The following is an 18,378-nucleotide window of genomic DNA, read 5'->3' as shown; positions in this document are numbered from 1 at the left end:
GTCTTCTGGGAAGGTTCCATTAAAAAGTAACTTTAACACCTGCGTTGATTACCCTTGCCTGAGGATAGTATTGAGAGCTGGAGTTGGTAGATTCCGGATCCCAAATTTTAATCTTATCCACTGTAAACAAGTTTAGTCCACTTACATAAAAGCGGAGTGCTTTTAAGCCGAGAGACTGGCTGTTTTTATCCGACAAAGAGTAACCTAGTTCCACATTTTTCAGGCGGACATAATTGTTGCTTCTGAACCAATAGGTATTTCTGGCCGCATTGTTCATATCGGTATAATAAGTTTTACCGCGATTAGACAAACGCGGATTTTCTGAACTCGGATTGTCTATTGTCCAGCGATTTTGATAAGACCACTCCAGGAAGTTTCCTATATCTCCAGACTCGGTTAAGCCAATAATCTGAACCCCGCCTGTGGCGCCTTGTACCAATACAGAAAGGTCGAAGTTTTTATACTGCAGGTTGAAATTCAGTCCACCGGTAAAGGTTGGTGTACTGGTTTTGTCCATTCTCACCTGGTCGTCTCCATTGATTTTTCCATCGCCATTGGTATCTACAAACTTCATATCTCCAGGCAATAGCGTTGGCGTAATGGCACTATAGTCGATTTTATTATTGTTGATTTCGTTCTGATCTCTGAATACCCCATCATAGCTGTAGGCTAGTTCTGTCTTTGTTGGCCTGCCGGTAGAACGCTGCCATTCCGGCGCGCCGGGAGTTTCATCCCAGAATACAATTTTATTCTTCGCATATCCACCGTTTACACTTACACCGTATCCCAGCTCACCTACCTGGTCATTATAGCTCAGCTTAAATTCAAAACCTCTATTGTCTACTTTCCCTAGATTTACCGGAGGTAATTTGTCAAGGATTCCTGAGCTTTCAGGTACTGAGTTGCTTTTGCTGATCAGGATCTTTGTTCTTTTATTATAGAAATAATCAAATTCAAAAGCCAATCTATTGTTCAGGAAGGAAGCATCTAAACCAACGTTCAGGTTATTGGCCACTTCCCAGGTAAAGTCTGGATTGGGTACACTCGCTTCGTATATTGTAGGGGTAAATTTATCATTGATGACATAATTAGAAAAACCCATCGTACTCAGGTATTGGTACTCTGCCAATGCATCGTTGTTATAAGCTTCTGCACCCATCTGCCCCCATGAACCTCTAATTTTCAAGTTATTCACGAAGCTGACATTTTCTTTGAAGAAACGCTCTTCAGACATGCGCCATCCTACCGATACACCAGGGAAGAATCCGAAACGCTTATCTGGAGGGAAGATATAAGAACCATCTACTCTCCAAAGGAATTCAGCCAAGTATTTCTCTTTATAGTTATAACCTACACGGCCGAAATAACTCAAACGCGCTCTTTTGAACAAGTTATTGGGTGCCTCTGTTGGGTTGCCCACCGTCTGCTCCTGATCTCCGCCAGCCAGCAATTCCTCTAGTGCCGTAGAAATAAAATACCTTCTAGAGGCATTAAATCCATCATTATTCACCTTTTCGCTGGTTACACCTGCCATTAAAGCAAAGGAATGTTCGCCTATTTTTTTGTCATAGTTCAACATGGAAGTCAGGTTCACTGCGAGTTGTCCACCCGCTGCTTCCGATAAGCTAGGATCTTTACGTTCAGAACTTACCGTCCCCACCAATACAGGAGTTACTCCATCTGCTTCGAAGGAGCGTTTATCCCATGAATATAGTGTCCATGGCTTTTGCCATCTTTTAGCACGCCCTGCAAACTTATCAATAGAGGCCATTCCAGTATATTTCAAACCTTCTACACCAGGAATTCTGATCTCTACTTTACCGGTAGATTGAAAATAATCTCTGGTATCTTTTAAATATCCTGTTTGATCCGTGGTGGTCACATAAGGGTTATAACCAAACTCAATTGCCGGTCCTGGAAGTCCATTTGGCCAGACTTCCATCTCATTTGGCCTTCCGCGCATCAGCATTCTGAAAATATCTCCAGCACCTACCGTTGAGGAATTTCTCAGCTCTTCTCTGGCGGTAATCCCCAATGAGGTGGTGATGTATTTATTCAAATTCGCCTCGAGGTTTACCCGCATGTCGTATTGTTTGTAGCCAGTCGCGGATTTTTTATAATAAGCATCTTGATCCAGGTAGCCCATAGAAATCAAATATTTGATATTTTCTGCTCCTCCGGTCAATTGCACATTGTGTCTTTGCTGAGGCGACCATTTTTTAAGAGTGGTTTTAAACCAGTCTGTATTTGGGTAGCGCAGCGGATCAGATCCATCGCGAAAAGCCTGCATTTCTTCCGGACGATAAACGCCGGTAAATAGGGCGCCATCATCTGTTCTTACATATTGTCCTGTATTTTTTATACCTTGCCATGCCGCATTCCACTGATTTACTGGGATATCAGAGAACACTTTCAGCTCGTTCAAGATCTCAGCGTACTGTACTGAATTGGCCATTTTTGGTGTGCGTGTAGGTTGCTGTAAGCCATAAGAATAGTCGTACGAGAACTGAGGTTTACCTGATTTACCTTGTTTGGTAGTCACTAAGATTACCCCGTTTGCTGCTCTGGAACCATAAATGGCGGCCGAAGCATCCTTTAAAACGGAAACACTTTCGATATCATTCGGGTTGATCCGCTCTAAACCTCCAGACCTGTTTGGTACCCCATCAATTACGATCAGGGCTTCATTATTTCCTAAGGAGTTGATTCCGCGGATTCGGATCGTAGAACCATCACGTCCAGGTTCACCGCCGGCTTGAACTGCCGTTACTCCTGGTAATCTTCCCGCCAGGGAATTCGAAAGGTTTGCCGTTGGCGATTTTGCCAGTTCTCCACCTTTCACAGCACTAATTGCACCAGAAACGACTGCTTTCTTCTGCGTACCATAACCTACCACTACAATTTCAGAGAGATCTTGTGCCTTTTCAGACATTTTCACATTGATCAATGTTTGGTTGTTTACGGCGACTTCCTGGGTTACATAGCCCATATAGGTAAACACAAGGGTTCCATTATCGGGAACTTTAATGCTGTACTTACCGTTAGCGTCGCTCATGGTTCCGATCGTACCGCCTTTAAGCTTCACACTGACCCCCGGAACACCGCCTCCTGTGGCATCTGTAACCGTACCTTTCACGACCACCTCTACCATGGCCGAACTTTCTGTGCGGATCACCACCAATTGATTTTCCAAAGTTTGAAACTTCAATCCTGTGCCCTCTAAGAAGATTTTAAGCGCATCAAGCACGAGAATTTCATGCTCTACCAGGCTAATATTTCTATTTAAAGGCAGGTCGGCTTCGCTGAATAACAGTCGGAAATTCCCTTTCTTTTGGAGGATACTCAAAGCATCCTTTAACTTCACTTTTTTCAGGTCAAGATCAACCTTGGTATATTGTGAATAAGTTGATGCCGATACTTGCAGACACAAGAGAAACGACAAAACAAAGCTCCAGTTTAACATCAATAGAATTTTTTTTCGGGAAAATCGGGCACATAGAACTTTATTGCACAGTTCTTTTTTTTTCATAGATTTGTGAATTTCAAAGTTAAAAATCTGATAATGGTAGTTTTAACTACCGCTTGAAGGTTGGGAAAGGGGGAAAATGTTGGCGCATTTACTCCCTTTTTTTGTTAGTAAATAATTACGTCATCTGCTTTTAGTTTAAAGTGAAATGGTTTGATTAATTGCATGGCGGTTAAGGCCTCTTTAATATTTTCATTTTTCAGCACACCGGTAAAGCGGTAATCACTGGGAATGGTTTGTCCGAGTTCGATCTGTACATTAAACCAGCGTTCTAAACGCGGTTTTAAATCTTCCAGCGATTCATTCTGAAACACCAGTACATTGTCTTTCCAGGAAGTTTCTTCTATATATTCAGATCCGGCAATACGAAGGGGTACGATATGCTCTACCATCAGATCAAGAGCAGCAGCCTGTTCTTGATTTCCTTGCTTATTTACATTGTTTTTTTTCTGCATACCGGTAGCAAACTTTTCAGAAGGTTTCAGGATGATCTTCTCTGCAGGCTTATCATTCATAGACAATTCTATAGAACCTCTTAATAAGGTCGCTTCTGTTCCCTTGTCTTTTTCATAAGCTTTTACATTGAACGCGGTACCTAATACTTTGACCGAGAGCTCCTGGGTATGTACGATGAAAGGTTTATTATGCTGATGAGCAACATCGAAAAATGCCTCTCCAACTAAATGTACAATTCGTTTGGAACCCTCTGCCAGATGGCTATCGTAGGACAGACTGCTTTCCGCATTTAGCCATACCAGCGTTCCGTCAGGCAGTTGAATCTTTTTACGGAGCCCTTTTCCACAGGAAACCTGCGTATCAAATTCTTTGGTGTTGTTTTTTAAGTAAAAGAAGGAAGCCATGGAGATGATGAAAATCCCACATGCCACGCCAAGAAGGCGTGTATATCTCTGAAACCAGGAATTTAGTTTAGTTGGTGTATCCCCGACAGCGGTTTGATTGCTGTGTTCGGTAGTAGGGTCGGCCTTGGCCAAGGCACTGTTCAGCGGCACTATTTTCGGCGTATTAAATGCCAGTTCTTCTCTGAATTTGAGTTCATGTACCTGGTAAAAAGCATTTAGCTCTTCTTCGCTCATGCCCTGCCCCAGCTGCTCTTGAGTCCAGATTTCAGAAACCACTTCGTCAAAGTAAAGCGCATCGGGAAAGGAAGCCAGGAGTTCATTCCACTCTTCCAATTCACGCGGCGTAGCCTCATTGGCCTTTTTACGGGCCAACAGTTCTATGATTCTGTTATTATCCATAAGGATGGTTCGTTCTGAAGTTTATATTGGTTGTAGGTATAGGACAATATTTTTCAGAAAACTCCCTAGTCGATCAGCAAAGAAAATAAAAATAAATGAAAAAGGGCTTCCTTGGCTGATTACAGCAGATTTAACTACCTAGTCATAACAGGTTGACTTCCATATGTAAAACCAGGGCCAGCTTTTTTAAGGCGGTCACCAAATGTGCATCTACAGTTTTTACTGAAATATTTAAGAGACTAGCCGTTTCTTTATAGCTGAGACCATCCTCTTTGATGAGTTTAAATACCATTTTACACTTATCTGGTAAGGATTGTGTGGCTTGTTCCAATCTTTTCTTTAGTTCTCCATTGATCAGCAGTTGTTCCGGATTTAGGGAATCGAGTGCGACTTCTATTTCAATATCATCAATAGAAACCAGCTCATGCCGGGAGTGCTTATTCAGCACATTTAAAGATAGGTTACGTGCAATGACGAGCGCATATACCTTCACATTCTCCAACTTTGGTAAGTTTTTTCTATTTTTCCAGAGGGTAATCATGACGTCACTAGCTACTTCTTCCGATAGTTCTTTAGATTTCAACAAACAATAGCTGAAACGGTATAAAACAGGAAACAAATATTTAAAAAATTGCTTGTATGCACTTTCGCTATCATACAAAGCAATGTGACTAATCAGGTTATTTAAGTCGGATGAATGCTTGGACATTGTGGTTCGGTTTGATTATTTCAAATGTAACAATTTAACAATACCATCCAAATCTTTCTATATTTACATAGAATAGAACTTTCTGAGTTTAAAACTGTTACTACTGGCGATCTATAGTGTTATTTGTACATTAACAACGCAATTACTAGATGTATAAACAAGCGATTTTATTTTATAAAACAAGCTGGCCAGGATTGATACTGGTGATCATTTTCTGTTTATGCTTATTATTTGGCTTCTTCAAAGCCGCGACTCCAAATCTTTTTTATGAAAAACAAAGCGGAACAATTGACACCGCAAAGATTGGCATGGGGTATTATCAAAATAACCATACCCTTTATTTAAAAATAAAGGAAATGCCAGCTGCTTTAAAACAAGAATATCCGATTTGGTGGTATGTACCCCACCCTAAAGCCAGCGACTTAAAATCCGGTACGCTGGTCAGTTTTTACCGAAAGAAAGGAACAGACCGATTTTATGGAATAAGTACAGCTCAAAGGACGATTCAACCCGCTTGGTTTGATATTTTAACCCGATATTTCAATACCCGAGCAACTTTGTTTCTGATGCTGGGTTCACTGATATTGGTGTCAGCATATCATTTCCAGGAGCTGATTAAAAACCGGTATTTATGGTTTCCCTATGCACTGGGCATCATCGTGCTCTTGATTTTCTGGGGCTATTTAAATGTGATCATTTTCTTGATTGTGTCTGCCATCGTATTGAAATACATCCTAAAAAAAAGAAAGGACAAATTGAGCCCTGAGCCGATGCCTTTGTAAGTTTCAGGAGCCTACTCTGCGTCCTTAGCTATAGGACTTTTCCTGATGATGCTCAGTTTTATCTTATTATTTCGGGCTTTACTCTATCGATTAGGGCTTCAGATGAATCGCTATCTGCCCTGGATATTCTGTTTGTTCTTTATCTTTTTCTGGTGCATCATGTTTCAGTGGATCTGGATATTGATCCCTATCCCGCTTTTTATGGCTTATCTGATTTTCTATTCTAACTATTATCGCTAGTCCCCAAACCATAGAAAACCAGGAGATAAAAAGTAGAAATCACAACTCAACTAATTGATTTGGAAGTATTTTCCAATTAATGTAATTTTGTATCCTACTAAGCGGGAACTAAAACAAGCAATACTTACATGAGGACGAGGAAAGAGAAAATGCCTGTATTGATACAGGTGATGTATGGTACTGTAATTGCGTTGAGCTTTTTTAGACTGGCTTTGGAAATCCCTAGGGATTTAAGGTTAGTCAATTCTGCTGCGGAATTAGTCAATTTCCTCCAAGGGCCAGCATTTTTCAGATTTTTATTTTTGGTTTTAACCCTCTTTCTGCTACTACAGGAATGGGTAATGCAAGAGCAGGTGAGACAATCGAGAACACAAAGCCCATGGCAGTATTTCCCTCAACTTCTAGCTTTATTCTGTGTTTCACAATTGTTTGTCGCCCTAGAAGGTCTGCACTTGAAGTACTGGTATGCTGCATCACTGGGTTACACCCTCTGCAATGTCGCCTACTTTTCCTTGTGCAATAGAGAAAAAAACCGAGCCATTAATGCCGTTCATTATGTTAGGTATCTATTGCAGATCTTTTTGCTGGAAATATTTTTCTTTGTTATTCCTAATGATTTCATCTGGCCATTTTATCTCATTGCTTTACTCCTGACCGCTTACTTACTGGTCTTTTTCGCATGGCTGAGTAAAGTTCTGATCCTGTACTTTCAGTTACAGGAAAAAAAGAATTTACAAGCAGTGCCTGAGCATTATCCTATGTAATTATCAGGAAAAGCGAAGTTACCGCTACTGCCAGACCATTCTATTGGATTAATCGATCAGCTTTTTTAAATGATTTGGTTTAAGATCAGTACACCAAACAAGCCAATCACCGCTACCAGCGTTTCCATCACCGACCAGGAGCGGACCGTTTCTTTAATACTGAGGTTAAAATACTCCTTAAACATCCAGAATCCGGGATCATTTACATGGGAAAACATTAAACTTCCTGCGCCAATAGAAAGTACCATTAGTTCTGGATTCACAGTCGAATTGACCATTAATGGTGCAATAATCCCTGCAGCTGTTAAGCCTGCTACTGTCGCAGAGCCCAGGCATACCCGAATAACTGCTGCGATCAGCCAACCTAAAAATAAAGGTTCAATCGACCATGCGGCTAATACATTACCAATTTCTACACTTACCCCACTATCTGAAAGGATTTGCTTTAATGCTCCAGAGCCTGCAATAATCAGTAAAATCATGGCAATGTCTTTAACTGCCTCACCATAAATTGACATCACCTGTTTCATGCTTTTACCCATTTTAATTCCTAGTGTGAAAGTAGTTACGCAAAGGGTAAGCAGCATCACAATCGAAGGTTCTGCTAAGAATCCAGCAAAGCTCGTCACTGCAGTATAATCTTTAAACAGCAAGACACCTACTGTAGTCAGGGCCATTACGATGACAGGTAATAAAGCGGAAATGAAACTGTTTCTGGCAGTAGGCAGCTGCTCTTCCGGTAAATCATCCGATTGAAACGTTTTCAAAGGAACGGCCACAATGTCCTTTAATGTCCTGGAGTATATTGGCCCGGCAATCACAATGGCAGGAATGGCCAATAGAATCCCGTAAAACATCGTCATGCCCATATTAGCATGAAACTGCAGCACCAATGCCGCCGGAGAAGGGTGAGGCGGCAAAAAGCCATGTGTGACCGATAACGCGGCCAGCATTGGCAGCCCCAGATACACGGCAGGCAACTTATACTTGTACACCACCGAAAAGATTAAAGGCACCATCAATACAAAACCGACATTATAAAACAATGGAATTCCGATAATAAACCCAGTAGTCATCAAGCCCCATTGAATGTATTTAGGCCCAAAGATCTTCATCATGACCGAAGCAATTTTTTGCGCTGCACCACTTGCGGCCACCAATTTACCCAGCATGGCACCAAATACGATCACCATCACCAATGATCCCAAAATATCTCCTACTCCTTTTTGTAAAGATTTCGTGATCCCTGATAGGGGAATTCCTAATAAGATCCCAGCTAGAATGGAAACTAATAAAAAAGCTATGAAAGCATTTATTTTGCCCCAGGTGGTCAATAAAACAAGTAAGAGTATAGCGCCTACAACAATAAATAAGGTCATGAATTGGGGGTTTTATTTGATTATAATTTCATCTGCCATCAGCCAGGCCTTTTCTCCTTCTCCATAAGATCCTTTCGGAATAGTTCCTACATTTTCTCCAACTACCCGTACATATCGTACCTGTTCAGCAGGGAAACGGATCTGAATTTTATTGATCCCATCTTTTTCAAAATTATCTTTGGTATATATTTCTTTAAAATTTGTTCCATCTGCTGACACTAAGAAACGTAATCGTGTTGGTGCCCACATCCGCTGCCAATGGTAATTTAGGATATTGATTCCAATACTGGATACCGATGTCAATTTAGCCAAGTCTACCACTGCATCCAGATCTTTCCCGCTAAAGCCTAACCACTGACCGTCATTGAACCGATGATGCCCTTCCATTCCATTTAATAAGAGGTTTGCTGGAAAAGCATATTTTCCTGCTGGCGGATTTACTAAGGTAATTTTCTTTTGCGAACCCAAGTGATATTGAAACTGCTGGTTAAACACCCTGCCTGTTGACTGTTTTCCTACAAATAGCTGCGCGTTCAGCTCCATTGAGCTGTCTAATAAAATTGGCTGCTGGTACAATTTACTGCTGGCCACAGGTTTTGAACCATCAGTGGTGTATCTGATCAATGCCTTAGGTAAAGTGGTTTTTAGCGCAAGCGTTGCGGTCTGCCCTACTTCATTCTTCGATTCTGTCGTCAGCTCCTCAAAATAAGGGAAATAATTCACCTTATTCTTTTTTAGCAATACTTCCTGATGGCGCAATTTCTTTAAAAACCAGGAGTAGTTTTTTCTTCCTCTCTCGGACCAGGCGATTTCCGACACGGCCAATGCACGCGGAAAAACCATATATTCCAGGTGTTTTTCATCACGCATATATTCTGTCCAGACCCCTGCCTGAATTCCTTTAATGTATCCTGCTTCTTCCGAGCTCAGTGCATCAGGAACAGGTTCATAAGCGTAAACTTTTGATAATGGTGTATAATTTCCTGCCGCTATGGGCTCGTTCTTATTTAAACTCTGGTAATAATCCAGATATAGCAAATTTTCTGGAGTCATAATCACCTCATACCCCGCTTTTGCCGCTGCAATACCATTCTGCTCTCCCCTCCAATTCATGATCGTGGTACTTTTAGAGATCCCACCTTCCAACACCTCATCCCAGCCTATGGCTATTTTATTTTTACCTGTCAGATAACGTTCTATACGCTTCATAAAATAACCCTGCATTTCATGTTCATCTTTAAGGCCTTCGGCTTTGATGCGCTTTTGACATTTCGGGCAATGCTCCCATTTTAATTTAGGGCATTCATCGCCACCAATGTGGATATAGGTATAAGGAAAAAGGCTGATTACTTCATCCAGCACATCCTCCATAAATGTGTAAACCTGTTCATTACCGGCACAAAAAACATCATCAAATACGCCCCAGAACTGCGCGGTCTGATAAGGTCCGCCAGTACACCCTAATTCTGGATAAGCGGTCAGCGCTGCCAATGCATGCCCAGGCATTTCGATCTCTGGCAATACGTTTACATATTTGGAACCTGCATAAGCCACCACTTCTTTAATCTGTTCCTGTGTATAATATCCGCCGTATTTCTTCCCATCAAAAATATGTGGGCTTTCTTTTTTATGGCCGATAATCGTTCCTGATCGCCATGCAGCAATAGATTGCAGCTTAGGATACTTCTTTATTTCTATGCGCCAGCCCTGATCTTCTGTCAGGTGCCAATGCAACACATTGAATTTATAAAGAGAGAGTAGATCGATAAACCTTTTCAGAAAATCAACGCTGTATAAATGCCTGCCTACATCCAGGTGCATTCCTCTATAATTAAATCGGGGATAATCCTTAATCATTCCCTGAGGCAGGGACAATATATTTTTTTCGGAACGCGACAAGAGCTGGATCAACGATTGAATGCCATAAAATACACCAGCAGGATCATGTCCAACTATGGCAATTTTATGGTCCTGAATGGTCAATTGGTAACCACTTTTTTCTTTTACTTTTACGGAATCCAGTGCAAGTATCACCTGCCGAACGGTAGTCCGCCTTTTCCCAAAACCGATGGTATCCGCTATTATATTTTCAGTCTGCGGACGTAAAAGCAGGGCGTAACCAGTATAAGAACGGATAGCTTCATTGAGCAAGGCTGCATTGGCAGCTAAAGACTCCTGGTAATAAATAGCGGTTTCTAGATGGATAAATGTTTTCAGACCCGTGCTTTTTGCATAAACTGGTTCTGGAATCACCCGAAATAAGGAATCCTGAGCATGTAATGCTTTACCTGAGAATAGTAATGCCACCGTCAAGATCAGTTTAAAGCTGAGCTTCAAATATCGACCCTTGTTGTTCCGTTTGTTTCCGAAAATCATACTTGCACATTTGGTTTGCATATTTTTTGCAATAAAATACACATTTCAAACATAAGAATTAAATAATTAAGTTTCTGCTCCTCAATTAATTTATTCACAAGAAGTTCTTTGGCTTGCAGGTTAATGATGGAAATACTATATTAGGCTAATTAATCAGTATAAAAATGAGAAGACTACTGTTACTGTTCCCTATGGTTTTATGGGCGCTCTTTGCTCCTGCTCAAGCGCAAAAAGACGCAACAGATGCAAAAAACATTGCAATTAATTGGCAAATAATAGAAAATAGCCATGCTGGTGCAGGTCAATTCCTTTCTGGATTGAACATCCAAAATAACAGTGCAATTCCTTTAACGAACAAAGACTGGAAGCTATACTTCAATTTTGCAAGAAGAATTCTTACCAAAACGGTAAGCGCTGAAGTTGATATTGTGCATGTCAATGGAGATCTGTATTACATCCGTCCGACCGATAGATTCGTCCCTATTAGTAACGGAGCTTCCGTAAATATTGAGTTTGCGTCCGGCGATTGGGCAGTAAATTTCACCGATGCCCCGGAAGGTTTTTACCTGATCTATGATCATGATCCTAAAAAGCCTATTCCTATAAAAAATGTAAAGGCTATTCCTTCTAACAGTCCGGCACAATTTGCAAGAAATAAACAGGATCGTGTGCCTGCTATCACTCCCGAACTTATCTACGAAGAGAATAAAAATATTGCTAACCTACCGGAAAAAGACCTTCAAAAGGTATTCCCGACTCCGGTAACCTATGAAAAAAAGAACGGCAGTTTTACCCTGGATCTAGGGGTAAAAATAACGGCAGATCCATCGTTTAACAATGAAAAAAACTTCCTAAAGGAAAAACTAAATGTGCTGTTGTCTGCAGGAAAGGTAGCAAATGGCAAAACCATTCTGTTAAAAATGGATAAATCAATTGCAAAAGAAGGTTATGTACTCCAGATCAACCAAAACAATCTAGTGATCAGTGCTGCTGATCCAACAGGTATATTCTATGGCATTCAATCCTTACTCAGCACTTTCCCTCCACAAAAAAGAGGCGTAAAAGCAGCCAGTATTACCATTCAGAATGCAGTGGTCCAAGATCAGCCACGTTTCCCATTCAGGGGATTGATGATCGATGTAGCGAGAAACTTCCAGACTAAGGAAGAAATCATCAAACTTTTAGACCTGATGGGGATGTATAAACTGAACGTTTTACACTTTCATTTAAATGACGATGAAGGTTGGAGACTGGAAATTCAAGGCTTGCCTGAACTGATCGAAATTGGTTCAAGAAGAGGACATCCTATGGACACTAATGCCAATCATTTGATTCCATCATTTGGTTCTGGCCCATTTTTGAACAATCCACACGGGACTGGCCATTACAGTACTGCTGATTTCATCGCGATTCTAAAACACGCCAATGCCAGACACATCCGTGTGATTCCAGAAATTGAAGCTCCAGGACACGCCAGAGCAGCTGTCCGCGCTATGGAAACCCGTTACCACAGACTAATAAAAGCTGGCAAACCGGAAGCCGCAGCGGAATATCTTTTGCAAGACCTCAACGATCGTTCTACTTACCGTTCCGTACAAAATTGGAACGACAATGTGATTGATCCGGCTCTTCCTTCCGCCTATAATTTTATGGAAAAAGTGACTGACGAGATCATGGCCATGTATAAAGCAGCAAATGCACCGCTGGAGACCATACATTTTGGTGGTGATGAAGTTCCTGATGGCGCATGGGAAGCTTCTCCAACCAGTTTGGCGTTTGTAAAAGCCCATCCAGAATTAAAAGATGTGAACGGTTTATGGGCGTATTTTTACTCCCGCCTGCACGACATGCTGCAGAAAAAGAATTTGTATTTATCCGGCTGGGAAGAAGTGGGGATGCAGCCTGTAGTTGCCAATGGAAAGAAATCTTATGTGATCAATCCGGGACTGGCCGATAAAAACATTCATTTAAATGTATGGAACAACATCATTGGATGGGGTGCGGAAGACCTTGCTTACCGTCTGGCGAATGTGGGTTATAAAGTCATATTGGGTGGTGTGAGTAATTTCTATTTCGACATGGCTTATCAAAAATCATTCGATGAACCTGGTTATTACTGGGGAGAATATGCCGATATCGACAAGGCTTTCAATTTCATTCCCTTCAATTCTTTTCTAAATTCCAATAAAGACAAATTCGGCAATACCTTAAAAGAAGGTTTTTACGATTCGAAAGAACGTTTAACTGCTAAAGGAAAGTCGAACATCGTTGGTTTACAGGGTTTATTATGGAGTGAAACGATCAAAGGATCGAAAGATTTGGAATATATGATCCTGCCAAAATTGCTGGGCTTAGCTGAAAGAGCCTGGGCTGCCGATCCGGAATGGGCAAATGAGCCGGATTCTATCAAAAGAAAACAATTGTACAACCGCGCCTGGTCGCAATTTGTAAATGTAGTTGGCAAAAAAGAACTGCCAAGAATTGATGCGGCATTTGAATCGATGAATTACAGGCTCCCTCCTGCCGGTGCCCAAGTTAAAGACGGCGAAGTATATTTGAACATTCAGTTCCCTGGTTTAACCATCAGGTATACGACAGACAACTCCGAACCCACCATAAAAAGCCCGGTTTATACCAAACCAATTCCAGCAAAAGGCTCCATCAGGTTCCGTACGTTTGATAGTAAAGGAAGGGCTGGAAAAACAAGCTCCATCCGTCCGGAGGAGAATTGGACAGCAAGCCCTAAACAGCTACCATAAGTACAAAAATTGCCTATTTTTTATAATTAAGCCGTATTATTGTAATTATATCATTAGTAATGACTAACGACCAACAACCAGCTCCATTAACAAAAGCACAGCGCAAGCAGCTCATTGTTAAAGAAATTAATATCCATACCCGCGCCACATTTGAACATTTGGCATTGATCGTCAATGTTTCTGAAGATACCATCAGAAGAGACATTAATGAGCTGGAAAAAGAAAACCTGGTGATCAAGGTAAAGGGTGGAGCAATGGCCAGTGCGTACCATCATACTTCTGAGCAAAAGGCGTATTCGCAGGACGATAAAATTACGATTGCTCAAAAGTTATTGCCATTACTAAAAAAAGACATGCTGTTGCTGCTTGGCGGCGGTACCACCATCAGGGAATTCATTAAACTTATTCCGGGAAACCTGAGAATCACCATTGTGACCGCCAGTGTTTTATCGGCAGTAGAATTACTGGACAAGCCTAATGTCAGGACGATTATGCTTGGTGGGCAGATTTCTACCTATAGCCAAATGTGCTTCAGCGGAGATGTATTCAACCAGCTCTCTCACCTTAAAACCGACCTCTGCATCCTAGGTACAAATGCACTGGATATTGAAGGTGGCTTTTCTGACTCTGACTGGGATACGGTTCAGGTGAAAAAGGCCATGCTCGCTTCTTCTGATAAGGTAGCGATCGTGTCCATTTCAGAGAAACTTAATTCTACGATGAAGATCAAAATTGCCAACTTATCAGAAGTGGATTATATTGTGACGGAGCTTCCAGCAGATGCCCGCTTACTTGATCCTTATAAACGGGCAAATCCAAACCTTAATTTCTTATAATTAGATAGAGATCTTTTTATCCCTGGCTTTGATTCTCCAGCTTTTTTCAATCTGGTGATCGTTGACTACCTGCGCCTCTTCATATAGTGCACAGGAAGGGCAAACATGATATGGGAGGCCATAAATCCGGTCTCCAACTTTATAAACTTTTGGTCCGATATGTTTCACAGTCAGGTGTTCTTCGGAATGTCCAGCTGGCGTCAGGTCTGGGTTCCATGAAAAAGCTACCCGCTTCTCTATCGGGTTTTCGGAAGAGACCGACTTATAGCCTAAATCGACACATAAAAGCCCGGGTGCCGGTAATGAAATCACACTGCAGATCAATACCGCAGCAGGTTTAAACGTCAATTCCGGCAATAATCTGGTGTAATTTTCATCCCAAAACACAAAGGTTCCCGGACTGCACTCCAACCTATCTATCCCAGCATAATAAGAGAATGTATTGGAGCCTCCGGCTACGATCTTAAGCTCCTTAACCCCCTGCTTGATCAGTTCATCCGCATCTGCAAGCACTTTCTCCATCGCTGGTTTGGCACGCGCGACACGGACTGCCGGATCGGGATCATGGATATGGCCATCGTATATATGTAAGCCCATAAACTTCAAACCACTGATTTCATTTAAATCATTTACAAAAGCAACCACATCTTCTGAAGCCGGAAAGCCCGTCCTATTCATTCCGGTATTTAGATCAAGATAGACTTTTACTTCCTGGCCCATTGCTGTAGCTGCAATCACCCTCGCCGTATCCAGGTTATCAACCAAACATGAGAACGAACATTCAGGAAAAGTAGCGATCAGCGACATCAGCCTATGAATCTTAAAGCCTACAGGCTGATACGCAATCATCACATCTGTCATTCCATTTAAAGCCGCAAGTTCTGCCTCTGCAATGGTTGCGCACTTAATTTTATGAATGCCGTAGCCGGCGAAAATCTGGAGTACTTCGCCCATTTTATGGGTCTTAATGTGCGGCCGAAACCTGGATACATCGCCAGAAAGCAAGTCAATTGCCATTTCAATATTCTGTTTGATGCGGTCTTCATACACCACAAATAAAGGGGTATCATATTGATCCAAATTAGAGATCTCCTGCCAGTTTTCCATGGTTCCGTATTTATTTACAAGGTTTTACCTATTGATTTTAGTGGAAATTCCACTTTGTATAAATGATTCAATTTCGGCCTTATTGATCAATGCCCAATCTCCATGCACGCTTTGTTTCATGACGCCGCAGGCTGTTGCCCAGTTGATCATTTTTTCAGGACTAAAACCTAAAGAGAGACCATAAAGTAGCCCCGCAGTAAAGGCATCTCCCGTTCCAATCTGATCGGTAACCAGGGGAAGCGTATGAATCGTAGAATAATAGAACTTCCCTTCATGGGCTAAACCCGAAAAATAAACATGGTTTAAGCCCTCTACCACTCTAAAGCTCATGGCAAAAGTTTGAAGCAAAGGCATTTTATCTTTAAGCAGGGAAAAGCAATGTTCAAATTTATCGGTTATCGATAGGTTTGCCTCCGCTTTAATACCAAAATAAATGGCCACGCTGTCCAGATCTGCTACTGCCACCCTGCAGTAAGCGAGTAATTCCGGCATCACTTCTTTGGCCTCCTGTCCGTAATTCCATAGTTTTCTGCGATAGTTGAAATCTGCAGAAATGGTGATCCCTTTATGATGCGCCAAGGTAATTGCCTCTTTACAAACTTCCGTAGCGCTGGAAGACAACGCTGCTGCGATCCCCGACCAATGAAACAATGTGGTATCCTCCAGCTGTTTTTCCCAGTCGATCATACCCGATTTTAGCTGAGAAAAAGAAGAACCGGAACGGTCATAAATGACTTGAGTTGGGCGGATATGATTGCCATTCTCCACATAATAAGTACCAATACGCTCCCCTCCTTTAATTATTCCACGGGTATTTACGCCATATTTTCGCAGCTCAGCGATCGCCATCTCTCCCAAATCATTATCAGGCAGCCTGCTCAGCATCCTGCTTTCTAGGCCTAACCTAGCCAATAGCACTGCAACATTTGCTTCTGCACCGGCAACATGGATATTTAAAGCGGCAGACTGGATAAATCTCAGTCCCATCTGGGTATTGAAACGCAATAAGATTTCGCCAAAACAGGTAATGCATGGAATCACATTCATGGGGGACTAAATTAGCTTAAACCAATTCAAATAAGCCTTCTACTTCTACAGGAATACGCCCTGGAAGAGAACCCATTCCTACTGCACTTCTTACCCCGATTCCATTTTCAGGGCCCCAAACTGATTCGAACAGTTCACTGCAGCCATTGATGACGTAAGGATGACTTTCGAAATCGGAGGTACAGCCCACCATTCCTAATACTTTAATCACACGTTTTATCGAATTAAGGCTTCCAAAATTGGCTACAATAGTAGAAAGCATGGTGAGGCCTACCTGACGGGCAGCCAGTTTTCCCTGATCTTTGTCCATATCATCGCCAATACGGCCAATAATCAGACTACCGTCCGTTTGAACCGGACCATGGCCAGAGAGGTACAAATATTTACCATCAATTAGGTAAGGCTTATAGATTCCCAGTGGTTTTGGGGCAGGTGGTAAGGTTAAACCTAAGTTCAGAAAACGGTCTTGTGCAGCTATATTCATGAGAAATTGATTAGGATATACTAATTTATCAAATATATCAATCCCATGCCAATTTGCGTAAATTTTGCACAAATAAGTATTGAAAATCTTAAAAAGCTATAATAAAGTCTACACACCCGTTATGATGCAAATATTTTGCATCATAACGGGTGTGTAGATTCAGTTTTTTACGATTAAACTGGAATGGAGAACAAAGGTATTTCCAGTCCCGAAGCCATCACTCTGGTTTTACTTCTATGCACCAGTGAAGCCCAGAAACCATATTTATTAGGGATCATGATCAGCAAATCCGCATCAAATGCTTTAATTTCCTTTTCAATCTCCCTGATAACCGCATTAGACTTTACATTTTTATAGTAATAGCTCACTCCGGCCAGGCCATTTCCAATGGCATCCTGCTCAGGCAATGCAGCAAATTCGGATTGCAGTTCTTCAATTGCACCATTGACATGGAATACTTCTACTTCTGCATTCAGGCTGATCGCCAGTTCCTGAATCCGTTTCAAGATTTTCTCTGGCACCCCGCGAAGCACATCACAAGCAAATAAGATTCTTTTCAGTCCTTCAAATTTAGCACCCATAGGAACTGCAATTACTGGGAATTTCAATTGTTTAATGGCTGCAGTGGTGGTATTTCCAATCAGGTCTTGTTCCAAGGTTTTAGAGCCCATCCCAAGAATCAGCAGATCAGCTTCATACTTTTTGATTAAATCACTAAGTTCATCACCTACAAAAGAGAATCTGGTTTCAAAACCAACGGTGATTCCATAGGTTTTTGCAATATCCAACGCACGTTCCTGTAAACGGTTGTTGTTATCATCAATTAATTTCTGGACACTGGATGCCGGTAAAATAGTGTTTGAGGCATGATGAGGAAGGGCATAAGAATTGAATAAAATCAGTCTTGCCTGACCATGTTTTGCGGCAGCAGCGGCATAAGCTACTGCATTCTCTGCGACATCGGAAAAATCTGTTGCGACAATGATTGTGATCATAAGAATAAATAAATAGGTTATCCGTAAATTAACTAATAGTTTCTGCGACAGGCCATACCTGGAGCATTTTAGAAATTAATTTGACAATAAACAAACCGTCCAGTTAATTTACGAT

General features: G+C 41.6%; 13 protein-coding genes. 4 read left to right on the top strand and 9 right to left on the bottom strand.

Annotated elements, in window-relative coordinates; all coding sequences use genetic code 11:
• Window positions 1-19: 19 nt before the first annotated feature.
• The 3 genes from H9X96_RS16815 to H9X96_RS16805 all read right to left on the bottom strand — a co-directional run bounded on the left by H9X96_RS16815 (window position 20) and on the right by H9X96_RS16805 (window position 5,494).
• A complete protein-coding gene (locus H9X96_RS16815) occupies window positions 20-3,463 on the bottom strand; it encodes a TonB-dependent receptor (RefSeq protein WP_255431146.1) in 3,444 nt (1,147 codons plus the stop codon).
• A gap of 170 nt (window positions 3,464-3,633) precedes the next feature.
• On the bottom strand, window positions 3,634-4,785 hold the full coding sequence (locus tag H9X96_RS16810; RefSeq protein WP_187667400.1) for a FecR family protein: 1,152 nt from the start codon (window positions 4,783-4,785) through the stop codon (window positions 3,634-3,636).
• Window positions 4,786-4,927: 142 nt separating this feature from the next.
• Window positions 4,928-5,494, bottom strand: a complete 567-nt coding sequence (locus H9X96_RS16805; protein ID WP_187667399.1) for an RNA polymerase sigma-70 factor — start codon at window positions 5,492-5,494, stop codon at window positions 4,928-4,930.
• 149 nt (window positions 5,495-5,643) lie between these two features.
• Between H9X96_RS16805 and H9X96_RS16800 the strand changes: the two genes are divergently transcribed.
• Both H9X96_RS16800 and H9X96_RS16795 read left to right on the top strand, forming a co-directional pair.
• A complete protein-coding gene (locus tag H9X96_RS16800) occupies window positions 5,644-6,276 on the top strand; it encodes a hypothetical protein (RefSeq protein WP_187667398.1) in 633 nt (210 codons plus the stop codon).
• A gap of 368 nt (window positions 6,277-6,644) precedes the next feature.
• A complete protein-coding gene (locus H9X96_RS16795) occupies window positions 6,645-7,280 on the top strand; it encodes a hypothetical protein (RefSeq protein WP_187667397.1) in 636 nt (211 codons plus the stop codon).
• 65 nt (window positions 7,281-7,345) lie between these two features.
• Here the strand turns inward: H9X96_RS16795 and H9X96_RS16790 are convergent, their stop codons facing one another.
• Window positions 7,346-8,659 carry a gluconate:H+ symporter gene (locus tag H9X96_RS16790; RefSeq protein WP_187667396.1) on the bottom strand — a complete coding sequence of 438 codons (1,314 nt, stop codon included), beginning with the start codon at window positions 8,657-8,659 and terminating at the stop codon, window positions 7,346-7,348.
• 12 nt (window positions 8,660-8,671) lie between these two features.
• Window positions 8,672-11,056, bottom strand: coding sequence for a family 20 glycosylhydrolase (locus tag H9X96_RS16785; RefSeq protein WP_187667395.1), 2,385 nt, complete (start codon window positions 11,054-11,056; stop codon window positions 8,672-8,674).
• Window positions 11,057-11,199: 143 nt separating this feature from the next.
• Between H9X96_RS16785 and H9X96_RS16780 the strand changes: the two genes are divergently transcribed.
• Window positions 11,200-13,794, top strand: a complete 2,595-nt coding sequence (locus H9X96_RS16780) for a family 20 glycosylhydrolase (RefSeq protein ID WP_187667394.1) — start codon at window positions 11,200-11,202, stop codon at window positions 13,792-13,794.
• 59 nt (window positions 13,795-13,853) lie between these two features.
• A complete protein-coding gene (locus H9X96_RS16775; protein ID WP_187667393.1) occupies window positions 13,854-14,630 on the top strand; it encodes a DeoR/GlpR family DNA-binding transcription regulator in 777 nt (258 codons plus the stop codon).
• Here the strand turns inward: H9X96_RS16775 and H9X96_RS16770 are convergent, their stop codons facing one another.
• The 4 genes from H9X96_RS16770 to H9X96_RS16755 all read right to left on the bottom strand — a co-directional run bounded on the left by H9X96_RS16770 (window position 14,631) and on the right by H9X96_RS16755 (window position 18,263).
• Window positions 14,631-15,737, bottom strand: a complete 1,107-nt coding sequence (locus H9X96_RS16770; protein ID WP_187667392.1) for a D-TA family PLP-dependent enzyme — start codon at window positions 15,735-15,737, stop codon at window positions 14,631-14,633.
• A gap of 24 nt (window positions 15,738-15,761) precedes the next feature.
• Entirely contained in the window at window positions 15,762-16,784 is a 1,023-nt protein-coding gene (locus H9X96_RS16765; protein WP_187667391.1) for a sugar kinase, read from the bottom strand.
• A 16-nt stretch (window positions 16,785-16,800) separates the two neighbouring features.
• Entirely contained in the window at window positions 16,801-17,268 is a 468-nt protein-coding gene (locus tag H9X96_RS16760) for a RidA family protein (RefSeq protein ID WP_187667390.1), read from the bottom strand.
• A 173-nt stretch (window positions 17,269-17,441) separates the two neighbouring features.
• On the bottom strand, window positions 17,442-18,263 hold the full coding sequence (locus tag H9X96_RS16755) for a universal stress protein (protein WP_187667389.1): 822 nt from the start codon (window positions 18,261-18,263) through the stop codon (window positions 17,442-17,444).
• Window positions 18,264-18,378 lie beyond the last annotated feature (115 nt).

Source organism: Pedobacter sp. N36a, assembly GCF_014472395.1.
Taxonomy (GTDB): domain Bacteria; phylum Bacteroidota; class Bacteroidia; order Sphingobacteriales; family Sphingobacteriaceae; genus Pedobacter.
Note: the sequence above shows the minus strand (reverse complement) of the source record. Positions and strands in the feature narration are given on the sequence as shown.